19 protein-coding genes are annotated in these 25,254 nt (G+C 71.5%); 11 read left to right on the top strand and 8 right to left on the bottom strand.

The annotated features are described in order from the left end of the window. Window positions 1-23: 23 nt before the first annotated feature. Window positions 24-3,035: a bifunctional [glutamine synthetase] adenylyltransferase/[glutamine synthetase]-adenylyl-L-tyrosine phosphorylase gene (locus ABT147_RS24580; RefSeq protein ID WP_351409644.1), complete on the bottom strand. Its 3,012-nt coding sequence runs from the start codon at window positions 3,033-3,035 to the stop codon at window positions 24-26. Between the two features lie 173 nt (window positions 3,036-3,208). Between ABT147_RS24580 and ABT147_RS24575 the strand changes: the two genes are divergently transcribed. The 4 genes from ABT147_RS24575 (at window position 3,209) to ABT147_RS24560 (ending at window position 5,461) form a co-directional block, all read left to right on the top strand. Continuing rightward, window positions 3,209-3,661: a hypothetical protein gene (locus ABT147_RS24575; RefSeq protein WP_351409642.1), complete on the top strand. Its 453-nt coding sequence runs from the start codon at window positions 3,209-3,211 to the stop codon at window positions 3,659-3,661. A gap of 160 nt (window positions 3,662-3,821) precedes the next feature. Then, entirely contained in the window at window positions 3,822-4,337 is a 516-nt protein-coding gene (locus ABT147_RS24570) for a pyridoxamine 5'-phosphate oxidase family protein (protein ID WP_351409640.1), read from the top strand. Window positions 4,338-4,399: 62 nt separating this feature from the next. Further along, the gene (locus ABT147_RS24565) at window positions 4,400-4,843 is read left to right on the top strand and encodes a VOC family protein (protein WP_351409637.1); all 444 of its coding nucleotides are present in this window, start codon (window positions 4,400-4,402) and stop codon (window positions 4,841-4,843) included. A gap of 54 nt (window positions 4,844-4,897) precedes the next feature. Next, window positions 4,898-5,461, top strand: coding sequence for a DUF4291 domain-containing protein (locus tag ABT147_RS24560; RefSeq protein ID WP_351409635.1), 564 nt, complete (start codon window positions 4,898-4,900; stop codon window positions 5,459-5,461). Window positions 5,462-5,506: 45 nt separating this feature from the next. On the opposite strand, the gene ABT147_RS24555 is transcribed toward ABT147_RS24560, so the two are convergent. Together ABT147_RS24555 and glnA2 are read right to left on the bottom strand one after the other, a co-directional pair. After that, on the bottom strand, window positions 5,507-6,007 hold the full coding sequence (locus tag ABT147_RS24555) for a hypothetical protein (RefSeq protein WP_351409633.1): 501 nt from the start codon (window positions 6,005-6,007) through the stop codon (window positions 5,507-5,509). Between the two features lie 114 nt (window positions 6,008-6,121). Continuing rightward, window positions 6,122-7,483 carry a gamma-glutamylpolyamine synthetase GlnA2 gene (glnA2, locus tag ABT147_RS24550; RefSeq protein ID WP_152168250.1) on the bottom strand — a complete coding sequence of 454 codons (1,362 nt, stop codon included), beginning with the start codon at window positions 7,481-7,483 and terminating at the stop codon, window positions 6,122-6,124. Window positions 7,484-7,883: 400 nt separating this feature from the next. Between glnA2 and ABT147_RS24545 the strand changes: the two genes are divergently transcribed. The 4 genes from ABT147_RS24545 (at window position 7,884) to ABT147_RS24530 (ending at window position 13,168) form a co-directional block, all read left to right on the top strand. Next, entirely contained in the window at window positions 7,884-8,549 is a 666-nt protein-coding gene (locus tag ABT147_RS24545) for a thioredoxin-like domain-containing protein (protein WP_351409631.1), read from the top strand. A gap of 29 nt (window positions 8,550-8,578) precedes the next feature. Continuing rightward, window positions 8,579-9,199, top strand: a complete 621-nt coding sequence (locus tag ABT147_RS24540; RefSeq protein WP_351409629.1) for a DUF305 domain-containing protein — start codon at window positions 8,579-8,581, stop codon at window positions 9,197-9,199. 179 nt (window positions 9,200-9,378) lie between these two features. After that, window positions 9,379-11,331, top strand: a complete 1,953-nt coding sequence (locus ABT147_RS24535; RefSeq protein WP_351409627.1) for a S53 family peptidase — start codon at window positions 9,379-9,381, stop codon at window positions 11,329-11,331. A gap of 82 nt (window positions 11,332-11,413) precedes the next feature. Next, window positions 11,414-13,168 carry an NAD+ synthase gene (locus ABT147_RS24530; RefSeq protein ID WP_351409625.1) on the top strand — a complete coding sequence of 585 codons (1,755 nt, stop codon included), beginning with the start codon at window positions 11,414-11,416 and terminating at the stop codon, window positions 13,166-13,168. A gap of 211 nt (window positions 13,169-13,379) precedes the next feature. Here the strand turns inward: ABT147_RS24530 and ABT147_RS24525 are convergent, their stop codons facing one another. The 4 genes from ABT147_RS24525 to ABT147_RS24510 all read right to left on the bottom strand — a co-directional run bounded on the left by ABT147_RS24525 (window position 13,380) and on the right by ABT147_RS24510 (window position 18,295). After that, window positions 13,380-14,606, bottom strand: a complete 1,227-nt coding sequence (locus ABT147_RS24525; protein WP_351409623.1) for an MFS transporter — start codon at window positions 14,604-14,606, stop codon at window positions 13,380-13,382. A 180-nt stretch (window positions 14,607-14,786) separates the two neighbouring features. After that, window positions 14,787-15,836, bottom strand: coding sequence for an endonuclease/exonuclease/phosphatase family protein (locus tag ABT147_RS24520; RefSeq protein ID WP_351409621.1), 1,050 nt, complete (start codon window positions 15,834-15,836; stop codon window positions 14,787-14,789). Between the two features lie 197 nt (window positions 15,837-16,033). Beyond that, window positions 16,034-16,669, bottom strand: a complete 636-nt coding sequence (locus ABT147_RS24515; protein WP_351409619.1) for a TetR/AcrR family transcriptional regulator — start codon at window positions 16,667-16,669, stop codon at window positions 16,034-16,036. Window positions 16,670-16,708: 39 nt separating this feature from the next. Further along, a complete protein-coding gene (locus ABT147_RS24510) occupies window positions 16,709-18,295 on the bottom strand; it encodes an MFS transporter (RefSeq protein WP_351409617.1) in 1,587 nt (528 codons plus the stop codon). Between the two features lie 224 nt (window positions 18,296-18,519). Between ABT147_RS24510 and panB the strand changes: the two genes are divergently transcribed. From panB to ABT147_RS24495, 3 genes are all read left to right on the top strand, one after another. Then, window positions 18,520-19,398, top strand: a complete 879-nt coding sequence (gene panB / locus ABT147_RS24505) for a 3-methyl-2-oxobutanoate hydroxymethyltransferase (RefSeq protein WP_351409615.1) — start codon at window positions 18,520-18,522, stop codon at window positions 19,396-19,398. 434 nt (window positions 19,399-19,832) lie between these two features. Beyond that, on the top strand, window positions 19,833-20,858 hold the full coding sequence (locus tag ABT147_RS24500) for an ATP-binding cassette domain-containing protein (RefSeq protein WP_351409613.1): 1,026 nt from the start codon (window positions 19,833-19,835) through the stop codon (window positions 20,856-20,858). Then, window positions 20,855-21,685: an ABC transporter permease gene (locus tag ABT147_RS24495; RefSeq protein WP_351409611.1), complete on the top strand. Its 831-nt coding sequence runs from the start codon at window positions 20,855-20,857 to the stop codon at window positions 21,683-21,685. Before ABT147_RS24500 ends, ABT147_RS24495 begins: the two co-directional genes overlap by 4 nt. Before the next feature lie 77 nt (window positions 21,686-21,762). Here the strand turns inward: ABT147_RS24495 and ABT147_RS24490 are convergent, their stop codons facing one another. Continuing rightward, a complete protein-coding gene (locus ABT147_RS24490) occupies window positions 21,763-25,248 on the bottom strand; it encodes an AfsR/SARP family transcriptional regulator (protein WP_351409609.1) in 3,486 nt (1,161 codons plus the stop codon). Between the last annotated feature and the right edge of the window lie 6 nt (window positions 25,249-25,254).

Here is a 25,254-nt window from a genome sequence, read left to right as displayed (position 1 = left end):
CGGGGCGCCCCGCCCCCGAGACGTCAGCCCCCGTAGAACAGCTCGTCCACCACGCCCCGGGCCCGCCGGGTGATCCGGCGGTAGTCGTCGAGCATGTCGCCGACGTGTCCGGGGCCGTACCCCAAGTACCGTCCCACGGCGGCGAGTTCGCGGCCGTCGGAGGGGAAGGTGTCGCCGGCCCGGCCGCGGACGAGCATCACGGCGTTGCGTACGCGGGTGGCCAGCACCCAGGCCTCGTCCAGTACGGCCGCGTCCTCGGCGCTCACCAGGCCGGCCGCGTGGGCGGCGGCCAGGGCCGCGCGGGTGCGGGTCGTGCGCAGACCCGGCACACCGTGGCCGTGGCGGAGTTGGAAGAGCTGGACGGTCCACTCCACGTCCGACAGGCCGCCCCTCCCGAGCTTGGTGTGGAGGGTCGGGTCGGCGCCGCGCGGCATCCGCTCCGACTCCATACGGGCCTTCAGGCGCCGGATCTCGCGTACGGCGTCGTCGCCGAGGCCGGCCGCCGGGTAGCGGAGCGGATCGATGAGGTCGATGAAGCGGCGGCCCAACTCCTCGTCCCCGGCGACGGGTTCGGCACGCAGCAGGGCCTGTGACTCCCAACCGAGGGACCAGCGGCGGTAGTAGGCCTCGTACGACTTCAACGTCCTTACGACGGGCCCCGACTTGCCCTCGGGGCGGAGGTCCGCGTCGACGATGAGGGGCGGGTCGGCGCTCGGGAGCTGGAGCAGGCGGCGCATCTCGGAGACGACCGCGTTCGCGGCGCGGGACGCCTCCTGCTCCTCGACGCCCTCCCTCGCCTCGTGAACGAACAGGACGTCGGCGTCGGAGCCGTAGCCCAGTTCATGGCCCCCGAAGCGGCCCATGCCGATGACGGCGAAGCGGGTGGGGAGGGTGTCGCCCCAGCGTTCGCGGACCACGGCCCGGAGCGTGCCCGCGAGGGTCGCGGCCGTGAAGTCCGAGACCGCGCCGCCGACGAGGTCGACGAGGGTGCCCTGGTCGGCGGCGGCGGGGGACGCCTCGGTGCCGTAGGAGCCGACGATGTCCATCGCGGCCGTACGGAAGAGTTCGCGCCGCCGCACACCGCGCGCCGCCGTGACGGCCTGCTGGGCGCCGTCGGCGCGGCCGACGGCGGAGAGGATCTCCTGTTCCAGATGGGCGCGTTCACGGGGTTCGAGCCCGCCGGCGCCACCGGCGACGCCGTCTCCGTCGCCGAGGAGGGAGACGGCCTCGGGGGCGCGCATGAGGAGGTCGGGGGCGAGCCGCCCGGCGGACAGGACCCGGGCGAGGTTCTCGGCGGCGGCGCCCTCGTCGCGCAACAGCCGTAGATACCAGGGGGTTCGGCCGAGGGCGTCCGAGACCTTGCGGAAGTTGAGCAGGCCCGCGTCGGGGTCGGCGGAGTCCGCGAACCAGCCCAACAGGACGGGCAGCAGCGTGCGTTGGATGGCCGCCTTGCGGGAGACCCCGGAGGCGAGGGCCTCCAGGTGGCGGAGGGCGGCGGCCGGGTCGGCGTAGCCGAGGGCGACAAGGCGTTCGCGGGCCGCGTCGGCGCTCAACCTGGTCTCACCGGGGGCGAGTTGGGCGACGGCGTCGAGCAGCGGGCGGTAGAAGAGCTTCTCGTGCAGCCGGCGTACGACGGCCGCGTGGCGCCGCCACTCGCGGTTCAGCTCGGCGACCGGGTCGGTGCGCAGGCCGAGCGAACGGCCGATGCGCCGCAGGTCGTTCTCGTCCTCGGGGACGAGGTGGGTGCGGCGCAGCCGGTAGAGCTGGATGCGGTGTTCCATGGACCGCAGGAAGCGGTACGCGGCGTCGAGCTGGGCCGCGTCCGTCCGCCCGACGTATCCGCCGGCGGCCAGCGCGCCCAGCGCGTCGAGCGTGGTCCCGCTGCGCAGTGAGGCGTCGCCGCGCCCGTGCACCAGCTGGAGCATCTGCACGGCGAACTCGACGTCCCGCAACCCGCCCGGACCGAGTTTGAGCTGCCGGTCGACCTCGGCGGCCGGGATCGTCTCGATCACCCGTCGCCGCATGCGCTGCACGTCGGGCACGAAGTTCTCCCGCTCGGCCGCCTTCCAGACGAGCGGTTCGAGCGCGGCGACGTACTCCTCGCCCAGCGCGAGGTCCCCCGCGACCGGCCGGGCCTTCAGCAGTGCCTGGAACTCCCAGGTCTTCGCCCAGCGTTGGTAGTAGGCGAGATGGCTGCTCAGGGTGCGCACGAGCGGGCCGTTGCGCCCCTCCGGCCGGAGGTTCGCGTCGACGGGCCAGATGCTGCCCTCGACGGTCGTCTCAGAGCAGATCCGCATCATGTGCGACGCGAGCCGGGTGGCCGCCCGGATCGCCTTCTGCTCGTCGGCCCCGTCCGCCGTCTCCCCGACGAAGATGACGTCGACGTCGGAGACGTAGTTCAGCTCATGGCCGCCGCACTTGCCCATCGCGATCACCGCGAGCCGGCACAGCGCCGCGTCGTCCGGCGCGGCGGCGCGGGCGATCGCGAGGGCGGCGCGCAGCGTGGCGGTGGCGAGGTCGGCCAACTCGGCGGCGGCCTGGGCGACATCGGTCGTCCCGCAGACGTCACGGGCGGCGATGGACAGCAGACAGCGGCGATAGGCGACGCGGAGCGAGACGGGGTCGGTGGCTTCCGCGAGCCCCCGCTCGAACTCCTCGACGCCCGGATGCAGGTCCTGCGCCTCATACGTGACGAGCGCCCGCCAGTCCTGCGCGTGCCGGGCCAGATGGTCGCCGAGCGCGGCGGACGCGCCGAGCACCCCCAGCAGCCGGTCCCGCAGCGGCTTGGCCGCTATCAGCGTGTCCAGCACCGCCCGCCGGGCCGTACGGTCCGGCTGCGCCTCCAGCAGCCGTACGAGGCCCAGCAGCGCGAGGTTCGGGTCGGCGGTCGCCCCCAGCGCGTCCAGCAGCACCGGGTCGTTCCGTACGGCCGACAGCTCCTCGCTCTCCAGCAGGCGCTCGGCGGCGCTCGGATCGGTGAAACCGTGCCGCAGCAGTCGCGAGAACGTGCTGCTCCTGCGCCCCGGCGCCGTCATCCCAGGCCTCCCGTCGGATCAAGCCCGCTCGTCCGCTCACCCGATCGCCCGACTGCGTCGATCAAGGTCGTACGGGCTTGAGCCTAACCGCAGTGCCCGGGAGAAGCGCCGGTCGGCCGGGGACCGCCGCCCCGGCGGCCCACGTTTGCCGTGTTCACGACTACTCTGCCGATGTGGCCGGAGAAGAGGGTGCGGGAGAGGGCGGCGAAGGCGGCGGGAACGACTCGGCGCGGCGCCCCTCGTGGGCGGCGGTGCCGGCGTCGGAGCCGGTGGTCTCCACCGTGCTGCTGGAGCTCGCCGGTCTCGCCCTGTACGGGGTCGTCGCGCTGGTGGGGTGGCTGATCGGGTGGCAGCCCTCCCCGCATCTCGCCGCGCTCACGACGAGCTTCGCCGCGGTCGGGCCCGCGGCCGAGCTGTACCACGCGGGGCGCCCGCCGCGTCGGCTGGCCGTCACCGCCGCCCTGTCGACGTTGGTCGTGGTGAGCCTTCTCGGTGCCGCGGCGACGAGCTGGGTCCTTCCCCCGGCGGCCGACCAGGGCATCGCGCTCCTCGTCGGCTACGTGGTCGCGCTGCCGGTCGGGGTGGCGGTGCTGGCCCGGTTCCTGGGTCCGGCGCAGACCCCGTGACAACGCGTGGTGTCGCATCGCGTCGCATCGCGTCGTGTCGCATTGTGCCGTGTCGTGTCGTGTCGCGGAACACTCCGCCCCCCTGTGAGATGAGTTCGCGAGCCCCGCGGAGTCCCCCCTGTGACGACGACAGGCCCCCGGTGACAGGAAGTGACACCCCATGTCGGACACCAGCACCCCGCAGACCCGTCTCGACCCCCGCTACAGCGACCCCACCGCCGCCGCGGTCCCCTGGCCGGAGGCCGAAGCCCGGCTGTCCGGGGCCGAGCTGTTCTGGATCTCGACGGTCCGGCCGGACGGGAGGCCGCATGTGACGCCGTTGCCGGCGGTGTGGTCGCAGGGGGCGCTGCACTTCTGCACCGGCCCGGAGGAGCGGAAGGCGAGGAATCTCGCGGAGAACCCGCACGTCGTGCTGACGACCGGCACGAACCGCTGGGACGAGGGCTACGACCTGGTGGTGGAGGGCGAGGCCGTACGCGTGACCGACGACGGACGGCTGCGGGAGCTGGCCGCCGCGTGGGAGGCCAAGTACGGCAGTTTCTGGCACTTCGAGGTACAGGACGAGTGTTTTCAGCACGGCGCGGGACGGGCTTTCGTGTTCGCGGTGGCGCCCGGCACGGTTTTCGGCTTCGGTAAGGGGGAGCCTTTCAGCCAGACGCGGTGGCGGTTCGGCTGACGAACGACCGCCGCGCGTCCGCGCTCAGGCACTCCCGTCAAAGGCGACTTGGAGGACCAGGGATGCAGTACACCCTCGAAGTGATTCCGCTGCCGGTGAGCGACATCGACCGGGCCCGGGATTTCTACCGGGACAAGGTCGGCTTCCATGTCGACATCGACCAGGAGGTCATGCCGGGCATGCGGATCGTCCAGCTGACTCCCCCGGGCTCCGGCTGTTCCATCGCCCTCGGCGACGCCATCTGGGACATGGCCCAGGGCCCCAAACCGGCCCCCGGCACCTACCAGGGCCTCCAGCTCTGCGTCGCCGACATCAAGGCCGCCCACGCCGAACTCCTCGAACGGGGCCTCGACGTCTCCGAACCCGTCCAGTACGCCCCCGACGACGGCGCCACCTTCATGTACTTCAAGGACCCGGACGGCAACGGCTGGTCGGTCCAGGAGTACCGACGCCGGGTCACGGAGCCGCTGCACCAGGTGCTGGCGGACCTGGCCGAGCGGCAGTAGCCCGGCAGGGAATTCGCTCGCGGCTCCCGTGCGGCGTCCGGCAGGGTGCCGTGCATGGCTTCCCAGTACGAGATCCGCGCGGACTTCGACGCTCGCACGATCGTGCTCTACCAGGCGTACGCGCCCGCGATCGCCGACGCGGCACTGCGGGCCGGCCGTTTCGTCGAGCCGTTCTCGTTCCGGCGGATGACGTGGATCAAGCCGTCGTTCCTGTGGCTGATGCACCGCAGCAACTGGGCCCGCAAGTCCGGCCAGGAGCGGGTGCTCGCGGTGCGGATCACCCGCGAGGGCTGGGAGGAGGCACTGGCGCGGGCCGTGCCGACGGCGGCGGACCCGGCGGCCGTGGCCGGGGCCGCCGTCCATGTCCAGTGGGACCCGGAGCGCTCGCCACGGGGGGCCGCGCTGAACCACTACAGCATCCAGGTTGGCATCGGCCGCCACCTGATCCGCACCTTCACCAACGAGTGGACCGTCGGCCTGACGGACCTCACCCCTCAGGTCCGCAAGGCCGCCGCCCTGATGCGGTCCGGCCAGGCGGCGAAGGCCCAGCGGCTGTTCCCCTCCGAGCGCGTCTACCCGCTGCCCCCGGCCCTGGACGGCCTCCACACATCGCGGTGAGCCGCCCGGCCCGGACCGGTGAGCAGGGCGGGCGGTGGTAGCACGTCAGACGGTCCCGGTCGCCGCGTACCGGCAGCCTTCGAGGCGGCGGTACCACCAGTCGCCGGGCCGCCACACCCGGCGGGTGTCGACGAACGGGTCCGGCAGAGTGCGTTCCAGATAGAGGACGTCGAGGGCCGCGACCAGGCGGCCCAGTTCGGCGCGGGGCCGTGGGGGAAGGTGCCGCAGGACCGAGTCGAGCATGTCGCGGACGTGTCTGATGTCCCTGAGGGCACAGGCGCGGCATCCGCAGTCGTCCAGGAACGGGTAGCGCGGCCGGCGTCCCGGCGTCGCCACGAAGGCTCGGTAGCGCCGCAGGGCGTAGGCGGTCACGCCGAGGAAGACGTCGTAGTCGGTCGAGACCGCCTCGTAGCGGTGTACGGCGGCACTGGTACGGGCCGAGAGGCCGTGGATACGGCTCTCCGGTGGCCTGTCCCGGCTCCGGGGGCGGTCTCCACCGAGTCGCCGCTGTGCGGCACGCAACGCGCCGGGCCGCTTACGCGGCATGGGCCTTTCGTCGGGATGCGTTCATGGAGATCATGATGCCGTCTCCCACCGGCAAGAGGAAGGGGAGCCCCGAGGCCGGGGCTCCCCTTCATGCTGTACGGCCGCCGCACGGCCCTACAGCACCGGCAGGTTCTTCCGCAGCTCGAAGGCGGTCACCTCGGAGCGGTACTCCTCCCACTCCTGGCGCTTGTTGCGCAGGAAGAAGTCGAAGACGTGTTCGCCGAGGGTTTCGGCGACGAGGTCGCTGCGCTCCATGAGGGACAGGGCCTCGCCCAGGTTCTGGGGGAGGGGCTCGATGCCCATCGCGCGGCGCTCCGCGTCGGAGAGGGCCCAGACGTCGTCCTCGGCGCCCGGCGGGAGCTCGTAGCCCTCCTCGATGCCCTTGAGGCCGGCGGCCAGGAGCATGGCGTAGGCGAGGTAGGGGTTGGCGCCGGAGTCCAGGGAGCGGACCTCGACCCGGGCCGAGCCCGTCTTGCCGGGCTTGTACATGGGGACGCGGACCAGGGCGGAGCGGTTGTTGTGACCCCAGCAGATGTAGGACGGGGCCTCGCCGCCCGCACCCGCCGTGCGCTCGGAGCCGCCCCAGATGCGCTTGTAGGAGTTGACCCACTGGTTGGTCACGGCGGCGATCTCGGCCGCGTGCTTCAGCAGGCCCGCGATGAAGGAGCGGCCGACCTTGGAGAGCTGGTACTCCGCGCCGGACTCGTAGAACGCGTTCCGGTCGCCCTCGAAGAGCGACAGGTGCGTGTGCATTCCGCTGCCCGGGTGCTCGCTGAACGGCTTCGGCATGAAGGTCGCCTGGACGCCCTGCTCCAGCGCCACCTGCTTCATGACCAGGCGGAACGTCATGATGTTGTCCGCCGTGGAGAGCGCGTCGGCGTAGCGGAGGTCGATCTCCTGCTGGCCGGGGGCGCCCTCGTGGTGGGAGAACTCGACCGAGATGCCCATGGACTCCAGCATGGTGATCGCCTGGCGGCGGAAGTCCATGCCGACGTTCTGGGGGGTGTGGTCGAAGTAACCCGAGTTGTCGGCCGGGGTCGGGCGGGAGCCGTCCGTCGGCTTGTCCTTCAGGAGGAAGAACTCGATCTCGGGGTGGGTGTAGAAGGTGAAGCCCAGGTCGGAGGCCTTGGCCAGGGCCCGCTTCAGCACATACCTCGGGTCCGCGAAGGACGGGGAGCCGTCCGGCATGAGGATGTCGCAGAACATCCGGGCCGTGCCAGGGGCCTCCGCACGCCACGGCAGAACCTGGAAGGTCGACGGGTCCGGCTTGGCGATCATGTCGGACTCGTACACACGGGCGAAGCCCTCGATGGCCGAGCCGTCGAAGCCGATGCCCTCGTCAAACGCCTGTTCCAGCTCGGCGGGGGCCACGGCGACGGACTTCAGGAAGCCCAGCACGTCCGTGAACCACAGGCGTACGAAACGGATGTCGCGCTCCTCCAACGTACGGAGCACGAACTCCTGCTGCTTGTCCATCTTCCGCTTCCACCCATTCCTTGCTGGTCAGGCCGCCTTGCTCCCGAGCGACGGGAGGCGGTCGGGCACCTGAGCATCCCACCACAACACCATTTCACGCGCGTTGCGCACCTTGATCGGCAAACCGACCTCCAGTCGAACGCCCGGCGTACACCAGGTGTACCTCCCACTCCGCGGGAGTACCTCTCGCTCCGCCGCTCAACCGCTCTGCCGCCCATCTTGCCTGCTCGGGCCGATATCCGTAACGCCCGGCCCGTTCCGGGGGCGGGCCACGGGGCCCAGGGGGCAGCATGGGAGGCGGGATCCCTCGTTTACGAGAGGGAGCGGATCAAATTACGATCAGTCGATCCGACCGCCCCAGCTGACCTTTCCAGCCCATCCCCCACTAAGGACACACCCCATGGCCGCCAAGACCAACAGCAGCGCCGAGCGCAAGGCGCGCATCGAGGCGATGCGCCGTGCCGAGCGCTCCCGCGAGCGCCGGAACCGGATCCTCACGATCGGCGCCAGCGTGCTGATAGTCGCCGGCCTCGTCGTGGGCGGGACGGTCCTGATCCGCTCGCAGGCCGACGACAACGGCAGCGACAGCGTGGCGAGCGACTCCAAGACGAAGGGCAAGTGGGAGACCGGGGCGGACGGCGTCAAGACCTGGAGCACCAAGCTCACGCAGAACCACGTCACCAAGACCGTGAAGTACCCGATGGAGCCCCCGGTGGGCGGCGACCACAACCCGGTCTGGCAGAACTGCAACGGCGACGTCTACGACAAGGCGATCAAGAACGAGAACGCCGTGCACTCGCTGGAGCACGGCGCGGTGTGGGTGACGTACAACAGCAAGGCCTCCGACGCCGACGTCAAGGCGCTCGCGGAGAAGGTCAAGAAGACCCCGTACACGCTGATGAGCCCGGTCGACGACCAGAAGGACCCGATCATGCTCAGCGCCTGGGGCGCCCAGCGCACGGTGACGAGCGCGACCGACGCGAACGTCGACAAGTTCTTCGAGACGTACGTCCAGGGCAAGCAGACGCCCGAGCCGGGTGCCGCCTGCACCAACGGCGTCTCCTGACGACGCCGGACACTGGCACAGTGGGAAGCATGAAGCACATCGGTTGGATCGCCTCCGGGGCCGCGGCGGCGCTCGTCGCGGCCGGGGCGATCACGTACGCGGTCGCCGACGGCGACGAGTCCGGGCTGAAGGCCCCCGCCGCCGACTCCGCCGACGCGGGGTTCGCCCGGGACATGGCCGTCCACCACCAGCAGGCCGTCGAGATGTCGTACATCGTGCGCGACCGGACGGACGACGAGGAGGTCCGGCGGCTCGCGTACGACATCGCGCAGACGCAGGCCAACCAGCGCGGCATGATGATCGGCTGGCTCGATCTGTGGGACCTGCCGAAGGTGTCGTCGGACAAGCCGATGGCCTGGATGGGCATGGGCGACATGGCCTCCGGCGAGGACGGCTCGCTGATGCCGGGCATGGCGACCAATGCCGAGATGGAGAAGCTCGGCAAGCTCAACGGCAAGCAGGCCGAGATCTTCTTCCTCCAGCTGATGACCGACCACCACAAGGGCGGCATCCACATGGCGGAGGGCTGTGTCTCCAAGTGCACGGTCGGCGTGGAGAAGAAGCTCGCCCAAGGCATGGTCAACGCCCAGGAGTCCGAGATCTCCTTGATGACGGGCATGTTGAAGGAGCGGGGCGCCGCGCCGCGGTGACCCGGTATTTCCTTTACGCGTACGGCCCTTGGGGCTTCCATACGTTTCCATACGCGCGCTTGGACAGTTCTTGGCGCAGCCCTGTCCGTCCGCATTCCCTGGCATGAACGGTTCGTCGCGAGAGTGACCACGACTGAGTGATCCACTCGCGACGAACCGCATTCCAGGGGGTTCATCCCATGAGATCCATGAGGCCCAGAGGGGCCGCGTGCGCCGCGCTGCTCGCCGCCGGCGCACTCGTGCTCGGCACACCCGTGGCCCACGCCTCGACCGACCCCGGCCGGGACACACTGCGGGGCACCAGACCCGCGTGGGCCACGGCGAAGGCCGACGCGGGGGCCGCGTCCGACAGTTCCAAGGTCTCCGCGCGCGTCTATCTGGCGGGCCGGGACGCGACGGGGCTCGCGGCGTACGCCAAGGCCGTGTCCGACCCGGCGTCCACGTCGTACGGGAAGTTCCTGAGCGCCGGACAGACCCAGGCGCGCTTCGGGGCGACGGCGGCGCAGGTGGCGGCCGTGCGGAAGTGGCTGAAGGGCGCCGGGCTGACCGTCACCGGCACGAACCGGCGCTACGTCTCCGTGACCGGTGAAGTAGCGGACGCCGAGCGGGCGTTCGGCACCCAGCTGCACAACTACCGCAAGAGCGGCCACACTTACCGCGCCCCGGCGACGACGGCCTCCGCGCCCGCCGGCCTGAACGGGGCGGTCCTGACCGTGACCGGCCTGGACACGGCACCCCACCGGGCCACCCACGACGACCGACTGCCGCCTCCGGACACGGTGTTCCGCAACGCCGGGCCCTTCTCCTCGTACTACGGCTCGAAGACCGCGAGCACGCTGCCCACCGCGTACGGCACGAAGATCCCGTACGCGGTGAAGGGGTACACGGGCAAGCAGCTGCGGGCGGCGTACGGGGCCGGGAGCCGTACGGGCAAGGGGGTGCGGGTCGCGATCACGGACGCGTACGCCTCGCCGACGATCGCGTCCGACGCGGCCACGTACGCGAAGGGGCACGGTGACGCGGCCTACCGGGGCGGGCAGTTGCGGCAGGTGCTGCCGAAGGACTACACGGCGACGGAGGCGTGCTCGGCGTCCGGCTGGTACGGCGAGGAGACCCTCGACGTCGAGGCCGTGCACGCGGTCGCGCCGGCCGCGGACATCACGTACGTCGGCGCCGCGTCCTGCCACGACGACGATCTCCTGGACTCGCTCGGGAAGATCGTCGACGGCCGTCTCGCCGACATCGTCTCCAACTCCTGGGGCGACATCGAGGCCAACCAGACCCCCGACCTGGCCGCCGCCTACGACCAGGTGTTCCAGCTGGGCGCGGTCGAGGGCATCGGCTTCTACTTCTCCTCAGGGGACGACGGCGACGAGGTCGCGAACACGGGGACCAAGCAGGTGGACACCCCGGCGAACTCGGCGTGGGTGACGGCGGTCGGCGGTACGTCGCTGGCGGTCGGCAAGGGCGACTCGTACCTGTGGGAGACCGGCTGGGGGACCTTGAAGGCGAACCTGTCGGACGACGGCACGAGCTGGACGGACTTCCCGGGCGCCTTCACCTCCGGCGCGGGCGGCGGGACCAGCCGGACCGTTCCGCAGCCCTTCTACCAGCGGGGTGTGGTGCCGAAGGCGCTCGCGACGGCGAACGGGGCCGCGCCGATGCGTACGGTGCCGGACATCTCGGCCGTCGCCGACCCGAACACCGGGTTCCTGATCGGGCAGACGCAGACCCTGCCCGAGGGCGGACAGGCGTACGGCGAGTACCGGATCGGCGGCACCTCGCTCGCCGCGCCGGTCGTCGCGGGCGTGCAGGCGCTGGCCCAGGAGGCGCACGGCGGGCGTCCGCTGGGGTTCGCGAACCCGGCGATCTACGCCCGGTACGCGGCCTCGTCGTTCTCCGCGTACGGGCCGACGGTGTTCCATGACGTGACCGACGACCCGACGGGCGCCGGTGCCGGGCTCGCGGTCGCCCGCGTGGACTTCGTCAACGGCCACGACCCGGGCGACGGGCTCGCCACCTCCGTACGCACCCTGGGCGCCGACAGCTCGCTGCACGCCGTGCGCGGGTACGACGACGTGACCGGGGTGGGGTCGCCCACGAAGGGTTACGTGGAGTCGTACCGCCGTTAGGGAGCACGCGCGGGGTGTGGGGCGTGCGAACGTGGGGCGCCCCACACCCCATTGCGTCGCATTGACGATTACACTGGGCCCCGTGCCTCAACTTCGTCTCGCTTTGAATCAGATCGACTCGACGGTCGGCGACATCGCCGCGAACGCCGAGGCGGTGGTCCGCTGGACCCGGCACTCCGCCGAGCAGGGAGCGCATCTGGTGGCGTTCCCCGAGATGGTGCTGACCGGGTATCCCGTCGAGGACCTGGCGCTGCGCGGGTCCTTCGTGGAGGCCTCGCGCTCCGCGCTGAGGGTGCTGGCCGCGCGGCTCGCCGACGAGGGCTTCGGGGAGCTGCCGGTGATCGTCGGCTACCTCGACCGCTCCGAGTCCGCCGCCCCGAAGTACGGCCAGCCGGCGGGCGCCCCGCGGAACGCCGGGGCGGTGCTGTACCGGGGCGAGGTGGCGCTCACCTACGCCAAGCACCACCTCCCCAACTACGGCGTGTTCGACGAGTTCCGCTACTTCGTGCCCGGCGACACCATGCCCGTCGTACGGCTGCACGGCGTCGACATCGCCCTGGCCATCTGCGAGGACCTCTGGCAGGAGGGCGGCCGTGTCCCGGCGGCCCGGTCCGCCGGGGCCGGGCTGCTGCTCTCCATCAACGCCTCGCCGTACGAGCGCGACAAGGACGACACCCGCCTGGAGCTGGTCCGCAAGCGCGCCCAGGAGGCCGGCTGCACGACCGCCTATCTGGCGATGATCGGCGGCCAGGACGAGCTGGTCTTCGACGGCGACTCGATCGTGGTCGACCGGGACGGTGAAGTGGTCGCGCGGGCGCCGCAGTTCGCGGAGGGGTGCGTGGTCCTGGACCTGGACCTCCCGGCGGGCGCCGCCGAGCCGGTCACCGGTGTCGTGGACGACGGCCTGCGCATCGACCGGCTGGTCATCTCCGAGGAGCCGCTGCCCGCGTACGAGCCGGAGCTGACCGGCGGGTACGCGGAGCGCCTCGACGACGACGAGGAGGTGTACTCGGCGCTGGTGGTCGGCCTGCGGGCGTACGCCGCGAAGAACGGCTTCACGTCGGTGCTGATCGGCCTGTCGGGCGGTATCGACTCGGCGCTCGTCGCGGCGCTCGCGTGCGACGCGCTGGGCGCGCAGAACGTGTACGGCGTGTCCATGCCGTCCAAGTACTCGTCGGACCACTCCAAGGGCGACGCGGCGGAGCTGGCGCGCCGGACGGGCCTGAACTTCCGCACGATCTCGATCGCGCCGATGTTCGATGCCTACATGTCGTCGACCGAGCTGACGGGCCTGGCCGAGGAGAACCTCCAGTCCCGGCTGCGCGGCACGCTGCTGATGGCGATCTCCAACCAGGAGGGCCACATCGTGCTGGCTCCCGGCAACAAGTCGGAGCTGGCGGTGGGGTACTCGACGCTGTACGGCGACTCGGTGGGCGCGTACGGGCCCATCAAGGACGTGTACAAGACGTCGATCTTCCGCCTCGCCGAGTGGCGCAACCGGGCGGCGGCCGAGCGGGGTCAGACCCCGCCGATCCCGGAGAACTCCATCTCCAAGCCGCCGAGCGCGGAGCTCCGTCCCGGGCAGGTCGACACGGACTCCCTCCCGGACTACCCGGTCCTGGACGCGATCCTGGAGCTGTACGTCGACCGCGACCAGGGCGCCGACGCGATCGTCGCCGCCGGGTTCGACCGGGAGCTGGTCGTCAAGACGCTGCGGATGGTCGACACCGCCGAGTACAAGCGGCGGCAGTACCCGCCGGGGACGAAGATCTCGCCGAAGGGGTTCGGGAAGGACCGGCGGCTGCCTATTACGAATCGGTGGCGCGAGCGGGCGTAGGTGGTGGGTTTTCGCCCCCGCCGCCCCTACCCGTCCCATCCCCCAGGGGCTGCGCCCCTTCGACCCCCTTCGACCCCCTTCGGCGCCTGACAGCTCGGAGGGGGTCGGTTCGTTGGCGGGTGCGGGTGGGTTGGGGTTGCTCGCGCAGTTCCCCGCGCTCCTCAGAAGGCGCGCGTTCCGCGCGCCTTCTGAGGAGCCGGCGTCTGCCGCCTCAGACCCGTACCGTCTCCGACTCCCCCGGCACGTGCGAGGCCACCACGCGGCCGCGGTGCGGTGTGGGGGTGGTGGCGCGGCGGTTGTCCACCGTGTAGGCGATGCCCGCGACCGTCAGGCCGATCACCGCCAGGGCCGCGCCCATGGTCGCCGGGGCCGTGGCGCCGAGGCCGGCGGAGAGGGTGAGGCCGCCGATCCAGGCGCCGCCGGCGTTGGCGAGGTTGAAGGCGGCCTGGTTGGCGGAGGAGGCCAACGAGGGGGCCGCGGCGGCCTTCTCCATGACCATCAGCTGGAGGGGGGAGCCGGTGGCGAAGGCTGCGACGCCGAGGAGGAGGACGGCCAGGGCGGCGCTCCACTGGGCGGACATGAGGACCGGGAACAGGGCCAGGACCAGGATCAGTGAACCCAGGCCGCCGAAGAGGGTGCCCCGGAGGGAGTGGTCGGCGAGGCGGCCGCCGGCCAGGTTGCCGATGGTGGCGCCCACGCCGAACAGCGCGAGCAGCAGGGTCACGCTGGTCTCGGCGTACCCGGCGGAGTCCGTGAGCATCGGCGTGATGTAGCTGTAGGCGGAGAAGAGCGCGCCGAAGCCGGCGACGGTCGTGCCGAGGGCGAGCCAGACGGGGAGCGAGCGCAGGGCGCCCAGTTCACCGCGCAGGCCGGAGGAGGAGCGGCTCTCCGCCCGGTCGGCCGGCAGCAGCAGGGCCAGGGAGGCGATGGCGGCCAGGCCGATCGTGCTCACGCCGAGGAAGGTGATCCGCCAGCCGAAGTGCTGGCCCACGAGGGTCGCGGCCGGGACACCGGCGACGTTGGCGATCGTCAGGCCCAGGAACATCAGCGAGACCGAGCGGGCCTTGCGCTCCGGCGCCACGAGGCCGGTCGCGACGACCGCGCCGACGCCGAAGAAGGCGCCGTGCGGCAGACCGCTGAGGAAGCGGGCGGCGAGCAGCCAGTGCTCGTCGGGGGCGAGGGCGGACAGCGCGTTGCCGGCGACGAAGAGGACCATCAGCCCGATCAGGACCTTGCGCCGGGGCAGCCGGGCCGTGACGGCGGCGAGCAGCGGGGCGCCGATGACGACACCCAGCGCGTACGCCGACACGAGGTGACCGGCGGCGGGGATCGAGATGCCGAGGTCGGCCGCGACCTCGGGGAGGAGACCCATGATGACGAACTCGGTCGTGCCGATTCCGAAGGCTCCTACGGCGAGAGCGAGCAGGGCCAAGGGCATGGCGGAGAGACCTTTCAAAGGGTGCGGGAGGCAGAGAGGGATCGGGGGTGCCGTCCCATCGTATGTTCACTGCCGGAACAAACCCGAACCGGGGCCTATTCCCCCGCCCCTTCTCGCGGCCCCCGCGACCACCCCACCAGCGCCGTCAGGTTCCCGACGTGTCGATCGTCACCCGTGCCGTCAGTTCCCCGACGTGTCGATCGTGACCCGTGCCGCCACCGGCAGATGGTCGCTGCCGGTCTGCGGCAGGGTCCATGACGCCGTCGGCTCCATGCCCCGGACCATGATCTGGTCGATACGGGCCATCGGGAACGCCGCGGGCCAGCTGAAGCCGAAGCCGCTGCCCGCCGCGCCCTGGGTGGAGCGCATCTGGGCGGTGACGGCGTTCAGGGCGCGGTCGTTCATGGTGCCGTTGAGGTCGCCGAGGAGGGCGACCTGCTGGATCGGCTCGTCGGCGATGGCCTCACCGAGGGCGTTGGCGCTCTTGTCGCGCTGGCGGGCGGTGAACCCGGCCTCCAGCTTCACCCGTACCGAGGGCAGATGGGCGACGTACACGGCGACCGGTCCGTCCGGCGCCGCCACCGTCGACCGCATCGCGCGCTCCCAGCCGAGCTTGATGTCGACGGGCTTGGTGTCGCTCATCCGGTACTTGCTCCACATGCCGACGGTGCCGACGACCTCGTGGTACTTGTACGTCGCCGCCAGCGCCTTCTCGTACACCGGCAGCGCGGACTCGGTCAGCTCCTCCAGGGCCACCACGTCCGCGCCGGAGGCGGCGACCTCGCGGGCCGTGCCGGACGGATCGGCGTTGTCCGCGTTGACGTTGTGGGTGACGACCGTGAAGTCGCCGCCGCTGCCGCTCTTGCTGGTGACGAGCCCGCCGAAGGTGTTCACCCAGACGATCGTGGGCACCAGGAGCGCGATGAGCGCGGTCGCCGACCTACGGACGAGCGCGAGGATCAGCAGCAGCGGGATCGCGATGCCCAGCCAGGGCAGGAACGTCTCGGTCAGACTGCCGAGGTTGCCCACGGCGTTGGGGACCTGGGCGTGCAGCACCATCACCAGGGCGACGAGGACCGCGAGTACGGCGAGGACGATGCCGCGCCGCCAGATCCGCCGGTCACCTCTCCAGCCGCCGAAGAGGCGGCCCAGCAGGCGCCGGAGCCGGGATTGTTCGCGGTCCTGGCCCGTGCCGCCGCCGCCCGTCTCCGTCATGTACGCCTGCGCCATACCGTCGCCTCACTGCCCGCCGTGCACTTCTTCCCCGCGACTAAAGACCCTAGGGGATGATCGCCGTCGTTCCCGCCGTCGCATCGCGGTCCCATGGGCACAAGGACGGACAACCCCCTGTTCGGGGTTCCGAACCGGCGGACACGTCACGCGGTCTGTAGCGAAACGCGCACATTGCACGCGCCCGTGGCTGTGACTCACTTCGCAGGAGGGCGCAGCCCTTCGAGCACCATGTCGACGATGTTCTCCGCGAGATCCTCGGGGAGGGAGGCGTCCGGGCGCATGACGGTGCGGACGAGCATGGGGCCGAAGACCAGATCGCCGGCGAGGTCGATGTCCACGTCGGCGCGGAGTTCGCCGTTGTCCCGGCCCCGGCGCAGGACTTCGGCGAGGACCCGGCGGCGGGGGGCGACGACGTCCGCGTGGTAGGCGTCCCAGATCTTGGGGCTGCTCTTCATCTGGGCGATGACGTTGTGCAGGATCGCCGAGGGCCGGTTGAGCAGTCCGCGCCTGCGGGCCGCCTCCATGAGGACGACGAGGTCGTCGCGCATCGAGGTGCCGGGCAGTACGGGGTCCGGGGGTTCGGCGGCGCGCAGGACGTCGACGAAGAGGGCCTCCTTGCCGCTCCAGCGGCGGTAGATGGTCGCCTTGCCGACGCCGGCGGTGCGGGCGACCCGTTCGATCGACACCTCCGAGAGCGGCACGCCCTCTTCGAGGAGTCTCATCACACCCTCGACGATGGATCGCTCCACGGCCTCGCTGCGGGGGCGCCCGCGCACGGGGCTCCGGTCCCGGACCCGCCCGTCTCCGGGGTGGCTCTCGGCGAGGCTCAAGGTCGACTCCGTCTCTCTCGTGGACCGGTTGATTCTCCGTCAGTGGTCGGCGGTCACCAACTCCGGCTCTTCCTTGCCCCCTTGGCCGCCCTTCGTCCGTCCCGGCAGGAACACCGCCATGGCCACGGCGCCGGTCAGGGCGATGCCTGCGCCGCACAGGGCGGTCACGTGCATGGCGTGCAGGAAGGCGTCGTGGGCCGGGCCGACCAGTGCCTCGCCCCGGTCGCCGAGGCGGGCGGCGAGCGAGAGGGTGGCCTCGATGGACTCGGCGGCGGCGTGCGGGGCGCCGGCGGGCAGCTCGTCCTCGATGCCGCCGCGGTAGGCGGTGGACAGCACCGAGCCGAGGACGGCGATACCGAGGGCGCCGCCGACCTGGCGGAAGGTGTTGCTGAGCGCGGACGCGGAGCCGGCCTTCTCACGGGGCAGGGCCTGCATGATGACGACGCTCAGCGGGGTCATCACGTGCGCCATGCCCACGCCCATGAAGAAGAAGATCACTTCGAGGATCCAGATCGGCGTGTCCGCGTCCAGCACGGCGAACGCGGCCAGCATCCCGGCGATCAGCGTCATGCCCGCCGTGCACACCGCGCTGTTGCCGAAGCGGTCCACGACGAGGCGGGCGCGCGGTGCGAAGACGAGCTGCGCGACGGCCAGCGGCAGCATCAGCAGGCCGGTCTGGAGCGGGGAGTAGCCGCGTACGGTCTGGGTGTAGAAGACGGAGAAGAAGGTCACGCCCATCAGCGCGAAGAAGACCACGCCGATGACGCCGATGGCGGTGGAGAACACCTTGTTCCTGAAGAACGAGATGTCGATGGACGGATGGTCGCTGCGCTTCTCGAAGACGACGAAGGCGGCGAGGACCGCGAGGCCGGCCGCGATGGTGCCGAGGACCGTGACAACGGTGAAGTCGGCGAGCTGGCCGCCGCGGATGATGCCGTAGACGAGCAGCACGAGGCCGACGACGGAGAGGAGCACGCCGACGGGGTCGATGCGTCCGGGGTTCGGATCGCGGGAGTCGGGGACCAGCCACACCATCAGGCCGAGCGCGAGGGCGACGATCGGCACGTTGACCAGGAAGACCGAGCCCCACCAGAAGTGGTCGAGGAGGACACCGCCGGTGATCGGGCCGATGGCGATGGCCAGGCCGACGCCGCCCGCCCAGATGCCGATGGCCTTCGGCTGTTCGTCGCGCTCGAAGACGTTCATCAGGACGGCGAGGGTCGCGGGCATCACGAAGGCGGCACCGAAGCCCATGACGGCACGGAAGACGATCAGCTCGGCCGGGGAGCCCGACAGGGCGGCCAGGGCCGAGCCGACGCCGAAGACGACGAGTCCGCCGAGCAGCACCTTCTTGCGGCCGAGGCGGTCGCCGAGCAGGCCCGCGGAGAAGAGCAGCCCCGCGAAGACGAGGGTGTAGGCGTTGATCGCCCACTCCAGCTCGCTCTGGGTGGCGCCGAGGCCGGTGGGCTCCGGCGTGGAGATCGTCTTGATGGCGACATTGAGGATCGAGTTGTCGAGCACCACGATCAGCAGGCTCAGCATCAGCACACCGAGAATCACCCAGCGGCGCCGGTGCACCGCCGCCGGTATGCGGGGGCGGGAGTCGTCAGGGACTGCGGTAGTCATGACGTCGAGCCTAGACCTATTTCGATACGGGACCGTCTCGTATCGTAAATCCTAGTCAATCCTTTACCCGGCTCTTACGTGTGCGTCGCGCCTGCCGAGCGTCCGCCGGGTGCCTGAACCGTCACACGCACCCGCCCTGGCCCTCCCCTGCCCGAGGTGCCACCATGGAAGCGGTCCGGGGACGCCGTAAGGGTGCCTCGAGATGACATGAAGGAGCTGTAGCGATGACACAGCTTTCGGCTGCCCAGGCGAATGCCCAGGTGAAGCCCTCCGACGGCAGCAAGGCGCTGTACGGGGGCAAGGGCACACGCCGTATCACCGTCCGGGACATCGCCCTCGCCAAGGAGCGCGGCGAGAAGTGGCCCATGCTCACCGCGTACGACGCGATGACCGCGTCCGTCTTCGACGAGGCCGGCATCCCGGTCATGCTCGTCGGCGACTCCGCGGGCAACTGCCACCTCGGCTACGAGTCGACGGTGCCCGTCACCCTCGACGAGATGACCATGCTCTCCGCGGCCGTCGTACGGGGCACCAGCCGCGCCCTGATCGTCGGCGACCTGCCCTTCGGCTCCTACCAGGAGGGCCCGACGCAGGCGCTGCGCTCGGCGACCCGGCTGGTCAAGGAGGCCGGGGTCGGCGCGGTCAAGCTGGAGGGCGGCGAGCGGTCCCACCGCCAGATCGAGCTGCTGGTCGAGTCCGGTATCCCCGTCATGGCCCACATCGGCCTCACCCCGCAGTCCGTCAACGCGATGGGCTACCGCGTCCAGGGCCGGGGCGAGGAGGCCGCCCAGCAGCTGCTGCGCGACGCCAAGGCCGTCCAGGACGCGGGCGCCTTCGCGGTCGTCCTGGAGCTGGTCCCTGCGGAGCTGGCGGCCGAGGTCACCCGGGTGCTGCACATCCCGACGGTCGGCATCGGCGCGGGCCCCGAGACCGACGCGCAGGTCCTCGTCTGGACCGACATGCTCGGGCTGACCGGGGGGCGGATGCCGAAGTTCGTCAAGCAGTACGCCGATCTGCGCGCGGTCATGGGTGACGCGGCGAAGGCGTTCGCGGAGGACGTGGTGGGCGGGACGTTCCCGGCGGAGGAGCACTCCGTCCACTAGGGCCGAGGGCCCCTTGAGCCACTGCGGTACCCCCTGCAGCCCGCCGATCTTCCCCCGTCGGCGGGCTGCGGCCTTGTCTGTGGGGCGCGGGAGGGGGTGGGCGTTCGGTTCGTCGGCGGGCGCGGGTGCGTCGTGGTTGCTCGCGCAGTTCCCCGCGCCCCTGGAAAGCAGGGGCTGCGCCCCGTGCTTTTCACCCCGCAGCCCCGCCACCTTTCACCCCGCAGCCCCGCCACCTTTCAGGCCGGCGGGGTCGTGGTCTTTCAGGCCCGCAGGGGTCGGAAGCTTTTAGGGGCGCGGGGAACTGCGCGAGAAGCCCCACTCACCCGCACCCGCCGACGAACCGAACCCCCACCCCCTGACGCGTGTCGGTGGGCTGTCGGACGTGTAGGTGCGCTGTCGGTGGTTTGTCGGTGGGGGCTGGGATCGTCGTTCGCATGACACGAATCGACAAGGAAGCCAGCGGCGCGAAGGGCGCTGTCACCGTGCGGGGGCTGGTCAAGCATTACGGGGAGACCAGGGCGCTGGACGGTGTCGACCTCGATGTGCGTGAGGGCACGGTGATGGGGGTGCTCGGGCCGAACGGGGCGGGCAAGACGACGCTCGTGCGGTGCCTGTCCACGCTGATCACGCCCGACGCGGGGCACGCGACCGTGGCCGGATACGACGTCGTACGGCAGCCGCGGCAGTTGCGCAGGGTGATCGGGCTGACGGGGCAGTACGCGTCCGTGGACGAGAAGCTGTCCGGCTTCGAGAACCTGTACATGATCGGCCGGCTGCTCGACCTGCCCCGGAAGGAGGCGAAGAGCCGGGCCACCGGTCTGCTGGAGCGGTTCTCGCTGACCGAGGCCGCCGGGCGCCCGGCGGCGACGTACTCCGGCGGTATGCGGCGGCGCCTCGACCTGGCCGCGTCCATGATCGGCAGCCCGGCCGTGCTGTACCTGGACGAGCCGACGACCGGCCTGGACCCGCGGACGCGGAACGAGGTGTGGACCGAGGTGAAGCGCATGGTCGGCGACGGTGTGACCGTGCTGCTGACCACGCAGTACATGGAGGAGGCCGAGCAGCTCGCCACCGAACTGACCGTGATCGACAAGGGAAAGGTGATCGCGGGCGGCCGGATCGAGGAGCTGAAGGCCCAGGTCGGCGGGCGTACGCTCCGGGTCCGGCCGGCCGATCCGACGCATCTGCGGCCGCTGGCCGGGGAGTTGGACGGCCTGGGCATCACCGGGCTCGCCACGACCACCGTGGACCCCGAGACCGGCACCCTCCTCGTGCCGATCCTCAGCGACGAGCAACTGACCGCCGTCGTCGGCGCGATCACCGCGCGCGGCGTCACCATCGCCTCGATCAGCACCGAACTGCCCAGCCTGGACGAGGTGTTCCTGTCCCTCACCGGCCACAAGGCCGGCGCGTCGCAGGACACCACCCCGTCCCCCGCCTATGAAGAGGTCGCCGTATGAGCGCCGCCACCACCGTTCCCACGACGCGGGAGACCGTCGAGGCCGACGGGCGGATCGGGCTGCGGGCCCATGCCCGGCACACCGGCGCGCTCGTCCGGCGCAATCTGCTGTGGATCCGGCAGGACCCCGAGTCGATGTTCGACGCGGTGCTCATGCCGATCGTGTTCACCCTGCTCTTCGTGTACGTCTTCGGCGGCTCCATCGGGCAGGCGCTGGGCGGCGGCCAGGAGCAGTACGTGCAGTACGTGGTGCCGGGGCTGATGGCGATGATGGGCATGAACATCGCCATGGGCGTCGGCACGGGCTTCAACGAGGACTTCCAGAAGGGTGTCATGGACCGCTTCCGGTCCCTGCCCATCGGCCGGTCCTCGGTGCTGCTCGCGAAGATCTCCGTCGAGCTGCTGCGCATGCTGGTCGCCACGACCATCCTGCTGACCGTCGGTGTCCTCATCGGCTTCGACATCACCAGCTGGCCGGGGCTGTTCGGCGCGGTGGGACTGTCGGTCGTCTTCGGCTCGTCCCTGATGTGGATCTTCCTGGTACTGGGCGTGACGATGAAGAACGCGCAGTCCGTGCAGGCGATGGGCTTCCTGGTGCTGTTCCCGCTGCAGTTCGGCTCGTCGATCTTCGCGCCGACCCAGTCCATGCCGGGCTGGCTGCAGTCCTTCACCGACTACAACCCGCTGTCGGCCCTCGCGGACGCCGCACGCGGGCTGATGACCGGCGGGCCGATCGCCCATGACCTGATCGTCACGCTCTGCTGGTCGGTGGGTCTGACGGCGGTGATGGCGCCGATCGCGATCCACAAGTTCAAGACGAAGAGCTGAGACAAAGCCCTGAGCCGAGGAGCTGAGCAGACGACGAAGAGCTGAGTGGCAGACGAAGCGCTGAGTGGCTGACCCGGTCAGACCAGGGCGGCGGCCTCCTCCGGGGTGAGGGCGCCGCCCTCGGCGTACGCGCTCTCGTACGCCGCGTCGTCCAGCAGGGCCCGGATCACGGTCTCGGCCTTGGCGCGGGTCTCGACCTCCATCGGGCTGGAGAAGTGGCCGGGCGGCAGCAGCGCGTCGGCGGCGCCGAGGAGGCGGGCCGCGTCGAGGGCGCGGGCGCCGCCGTCGGCCCCCGCGACGGAGATGGCGGCGGTCACGAAGTGGAGGGCGGGCAGATGGGGCGCGACCATCCGCGACAGCTGGTCCAGGCTCCGCTCCAGGGCCTGGCGCATCAGCCGCAGCGCCTCCTCGTGGTGTCCGTCCAGCGCCGCCAGCCAGCCCTCGACACCGAGGACGAACCCGGCGAAGAGCACGAAGTTGGCGGCGTGGAAGTCCTCACGCAGCAGGGCGAGTTGCTCCCGGGCCTCGGCCGGGCGCCCGGTACGGCCGAGGCGGACCGCGAGGAAGAGACGGGCGGCGGGCACCGCCTCGCGGGCGGCGCGGCGCCCGGTCTCCAACATGTCGAACAGCATCTTCTCGCCGCGCTCCGCGTCGCCGCCCTCGATGTACACACTGCCGAGCCGGACGCCGAGGATCCCCAACTGGGCGTTGGCGCCGAGCCGTTCGGCGTACTCGATGGCCCGCTCGAAGTCGGCGGCGGCGAGCGCGAACTCGCCCCGGCGTTCCAGGGACTCGCCGCGTGCCGAGAGCGCCTCGGCGGCACCCCAGGCGTCCCCGAGCCGGTCGAAGATCTCCAGCGACTCGTCGGCGTCCGGGATGGCGTCGCCCGCCCAGTCGCCGCGGTTGGCGAGGATGTTGGCCCGCATCTGCAGGGTCTGCGCCAGCTCCCAGGTGAAGCCGAGTGCGCGGCAGGTGTCGATGTTGGAGTCGAGGATGGCGCGCAGCCGGTCCATGTCACCGGTCAGCAGGACGGCGTAGAACCACATGAAGCCGGGGAAGCGGCAGGTCTGCGGCTGGCCCGGGCGGTAGGTCGCGCTGATGACCCGCAGCTTCTCCTGGCTCTCGGGTGTCTCCCAGGCGGGCAACTCCATGTCCATACAGGCCAGATGGACGAGATGCACCCCGCGCCGGGCCTCGTCGAGGACGTCCGGGCTCATCGGCGGCGGGTTGTCGACGGCGCGTTCCCGAAGGTCCGGGACGGGGCGGGCGGGTGCGGTGAAGGGGTCCGGGCCGAGCTCCTTGACCTGGGCGGACCAGTACCGGGCCTCGGTCTTCAGATCGCGCATCTGCCAGTACCAGCACAGCGACAGCGTCAGACAGAGCGCCTCCTGCTCGTCCCGCTCGGCGACGGTGCGCCGGAGGGCGGTGCGGATGTTCTCGTACTCCAGCTCCAGCAGCTCGATCGCGGCGCGCTGTCCGGACCCGCGCAGCAACGGGTCTGTGGCACGGGCGAGTTCGCGGTAGTACGTGAGGTGCGCGCGTTCGGCGGCGGGGCGGGTGCCCGTCTCGTCGAGGCGCTCGCCGGCGTACTCGACGACGGTCTCCAGGAGGCGGTAGCGCATCTCCCCGCCGCCCGAACCCCGACCGGTGCCCGCGCTCGCGCCTGCGCTCGTACTCGTATTCGTGCTCGTGCTCGTATTCGTGCTCGTGCTCGTGCTCGTGCTCGTCGAAGGGGCCGCCACGACGAGGGACTTGTCGACGAGCGAGCCGAGCGCCTCCAGGGCGGCGGGGCCGCAGACGGCCTCGGCGGCGGCCAGGTCGCAGCCGCCGGCGAACACCGACAGCCGCCGCAGGACGTACCGTTCGTCCTCGTCGAGCAGCTCCCAGGACCAGTCGACGACCGCGCGCAGGGTCTGCTGCCGGGGCAGGAGGGTACGGCTGCCGGAGGTGAGCAGCCGGAAGCGGTCGTCCAGGCGGTCGGCGATCTGACGGAGCGTCAACATTCTTAGCCGGGCCGCCGCCAGCTCGATGGCGAGGGGGAGGCCGTCGAGGCGGCGGCAGATCTCGGCGGCGGCCTCCGGGTCGTCGGCGACGGTGAAGCCGGGGCGGGCGGACGCTCCCCGGTCGGCGAGCAGGCGCAGCGCGTGCGGTTCCGTCAGGGGTTCCACGGGGCGCACCAACTCCCCCGGTACGCCGAGGGGTTCGCGGCTGGTCGCGAGTACGGTCAGCGACGGGCAGCGCTGGAGGAGCTGGTCGACGAGGTGGGCGGCGGCGTCGACGACGTGTTCGCAGTTGTCGAGGATCAGCAGCATGCGGCGTCTGGCGCAGTGTTCGGCGAGGCGGGCCAGGGGGTCGTCCTGGCGGTCGGCCGCGACGCGCATCTCCTCGGCGCCGGCGCCTCTCAGGACGGTCTCGCGGGCGCCCAGGGCGGTGAGGATCGCCTCCGGGACGTTCGCCGGGTCGTCGACGGGGGCGAGTTCGGCGAGCCAGACGCCGTCCGGCATGGCGTCGGCGACCGCCTCGCCGGCCTCCTGGGAGAGGCGGGTCTTGCCCGCGCCGCCGGGGCCCAGGAGGGTGACCAGGCGGGTGGTGGTGAGGTCGTCGCGGATGGTGTCCATGTCCGAGTCGCGGCCCACGAAGGAGGTGAGGCGGGCTCGGAGGTTGCCCGGGGGGCGGGTGGGGTGGGGGTACCGACCCGGTTTTTCGCCCCCGCCGCCCCTACCCGTCCCGTCCTCAAGGGGCTGCGCCCCTTCGACCCCCTGGGTGGGTGGGGCGGTGCGGGGTCGGTGGGGGTTCTCGCGCCGTTCCCCGCGCCCCTGACGAGGCGCGGGGTCGTCGGGTCGCAGGAGTTCCTCGTGCAGGGTGCGCAGGGTCGGGCCCGGGCTGGTGCCCAGGCGGTCCGAGAGGAGGCGGCGTACCTCTTCGTACGCGACCAGGGCCTCTGCCGTACGGCCGGTGTCGCGTAGGGCTCTGAGGCGGAGGGCCTGGAGGGGCTCGTCGAGGGGGTGGGTGTCGCAGAGGGCGGTGAGGTCGGGGAGGGCGGAGTCGGGGTGGCCGAGGGCCAGGGCGGCGGTGAGGCGGGCGCGGTGGGCGTCGAGGTGGCGGGCCTCCCGGCGGGCGGCCTCGGCGGCGCGGTCGGGGAGGTCGGCCAGCGGCGGGCCCTGCCAGAGGGCGAGCGCGTCGTCGAGGAGACCGGCGGCCCTGGCCGGCTCGCCGTCGGCGAGCGCCCGGGCGCCCTCGTCCGCGAGGCGTTCGAAACGGTGCAGATCGATGTCGTCCGGGGCCGCCGCGAGGCGATACCCGCCGTTGAGCGATTCGACCGCGTCCGGGCCCAGGGTCCGGCGCAGCCGGCCGACCAGGGCCTGTAGCGCGGCCGGGGCGTCGGCCGGTGGATCGTCGGCCCACACCTCGTCGACAAGTGCGGGCGCGGGCACCGTACGCCCCGGCCGCAGCGCGAGCACAGTCAGCAGGGCGCGCAGCCGGGCGCCCCCGACGGGGACGGGGGTGCCGTCGGTCTGCAGGGCCTGGGTGGTGCCGAGGATGCGGTAGCGCACGGGATCCATTGTCTC

This window comes from Streptomyces sp. NPDC001868, from assembly GCF_040297125.1.
Lineage (GTDB): Bacteria > Actinomycetota > Actinomycetes > Streptomycetales > Streptomycetaceae > Streptomyces.
This window is presented reverse-complemented; position numbering and strand designations above follow the sequence as displayed.

Excerpts from the sequence above, each read along its gene's own strand:
- ABT147_RS24545 (WP_351409631.1), top strand. The coding sequence starts at position 7,884 with ATGGCCGCCAAGACCAACAGCAGCGCCGAGCGCAAGGCGCGCATCGAG.
- ABT147_RS24495 (WP_351409611.1), top strand. The coding sequence starts at position 20,855 with ATGAGCGCCGCCACCACCGTTCCCACGACGCGGGAGACCGTCGAGGCC.
- ABT147_RS24560 (WP_351409635.1), top strand. The coding sequence starts at position 4,898 with ATGGCTTCCCAGTACGAGATCCGCGCGGACTTCGACGCTCGCACGATC.
- ABT147_RS24510 (WP_351409617.1), bottom strand. The coding sequence starts at position 18,295 with ATGACTACCGCAGTCCCTGACGACTCCCGCCCCCGCATACCGGCGGCG.
- ABT147_RS24490 (WP_351409609.1), bottom strand. The coding sequence starts at position 25,248 with ATGGATCCCGTGCGCTACCGCATCCTCGGCACCACCCAGGCCCTGCAG.
- ABT147_RS24570 (WP_351409640.1), top strand. The coding sequence starts at position 3,822 with ATGTCGGACACCAGCACCCCGCAGACCCGTCTCGACCCCCGCTACAGC.
- ABT147_RS24555 (WP_351409633.1), bottom strand. The coding sequence starts at position 6,007 with ATGCCGCGTAAGCGGCCCGGCGCGTTGCGTGCCGCACAGCGGCGACTC.
- ABT147_RS24525 (WP_351409623.1), bottom strand. The coding sequence starts at position 14,606 with ATGCCCTTGGCCCTGCTCGCTCTCGCCGTAGGAGCCTTCGGAATCGGC.
- ABT147_RS24535 (WP_351409627.1), top strand. The coding sequence starts at position 9,379 with ATGAGATCCATGAGGCCCAGAGGGGCCGCGTGCGCCGCGCTGCTCGCC.
- ABT147_RS24520 (WP_351409621.1), bottom strand. The coding sequence starts at position 15,836 with ATGGCGCAGGCGTACATGACGGAGACGGGCGGCGGCGGCACGGGCCAG.
- ABT147_RS24565 (WP_351409637.1), top strand. The coding sequence starts at position 4,400 with ATGCAGTACACCCTCGAAGTGATTCCGCTGCCGGTGAGCGACATCGAC.
- panB (WP_351409615.1), top strand. The coding sequence starts at position 18,520 with ATGACACAGCTTTCGGCTGCCCAGGCGAATGCCCAGGTGAAGCCCTCC.
- glnA2 (WP_152168250.1), bottom strand. The coding sequence starts at position 7,483 with ATGGACAAGCAGCAGGAGTTCGTGCTCCGTACGTTGGAGGAGCGCGAC.
- ABT147_RS24580 (WP_351409644.1), bottom strand. The coding sequence starts at position 3,035 with ATGACGGCGCCGGGGCGCAGGAGCAGCACGTTCTCGCGACTGCTGCGG.
- ABT147_RS24500 (WP_351409613.1), top strand. The coding sequence starts at position 19,833 with ATGACACGAATCGACAAGGAAGCCAGCGGCGCGAAGGGCGCTGTCACC.
- ABT147_RS24540 (WP_351409629.1), top strand. The coding sequence starts at position 8,579 with ATGAAGCACATCGGTTGGATCGCCTCCGGGGCCGCGGCGGCGCTCGTC.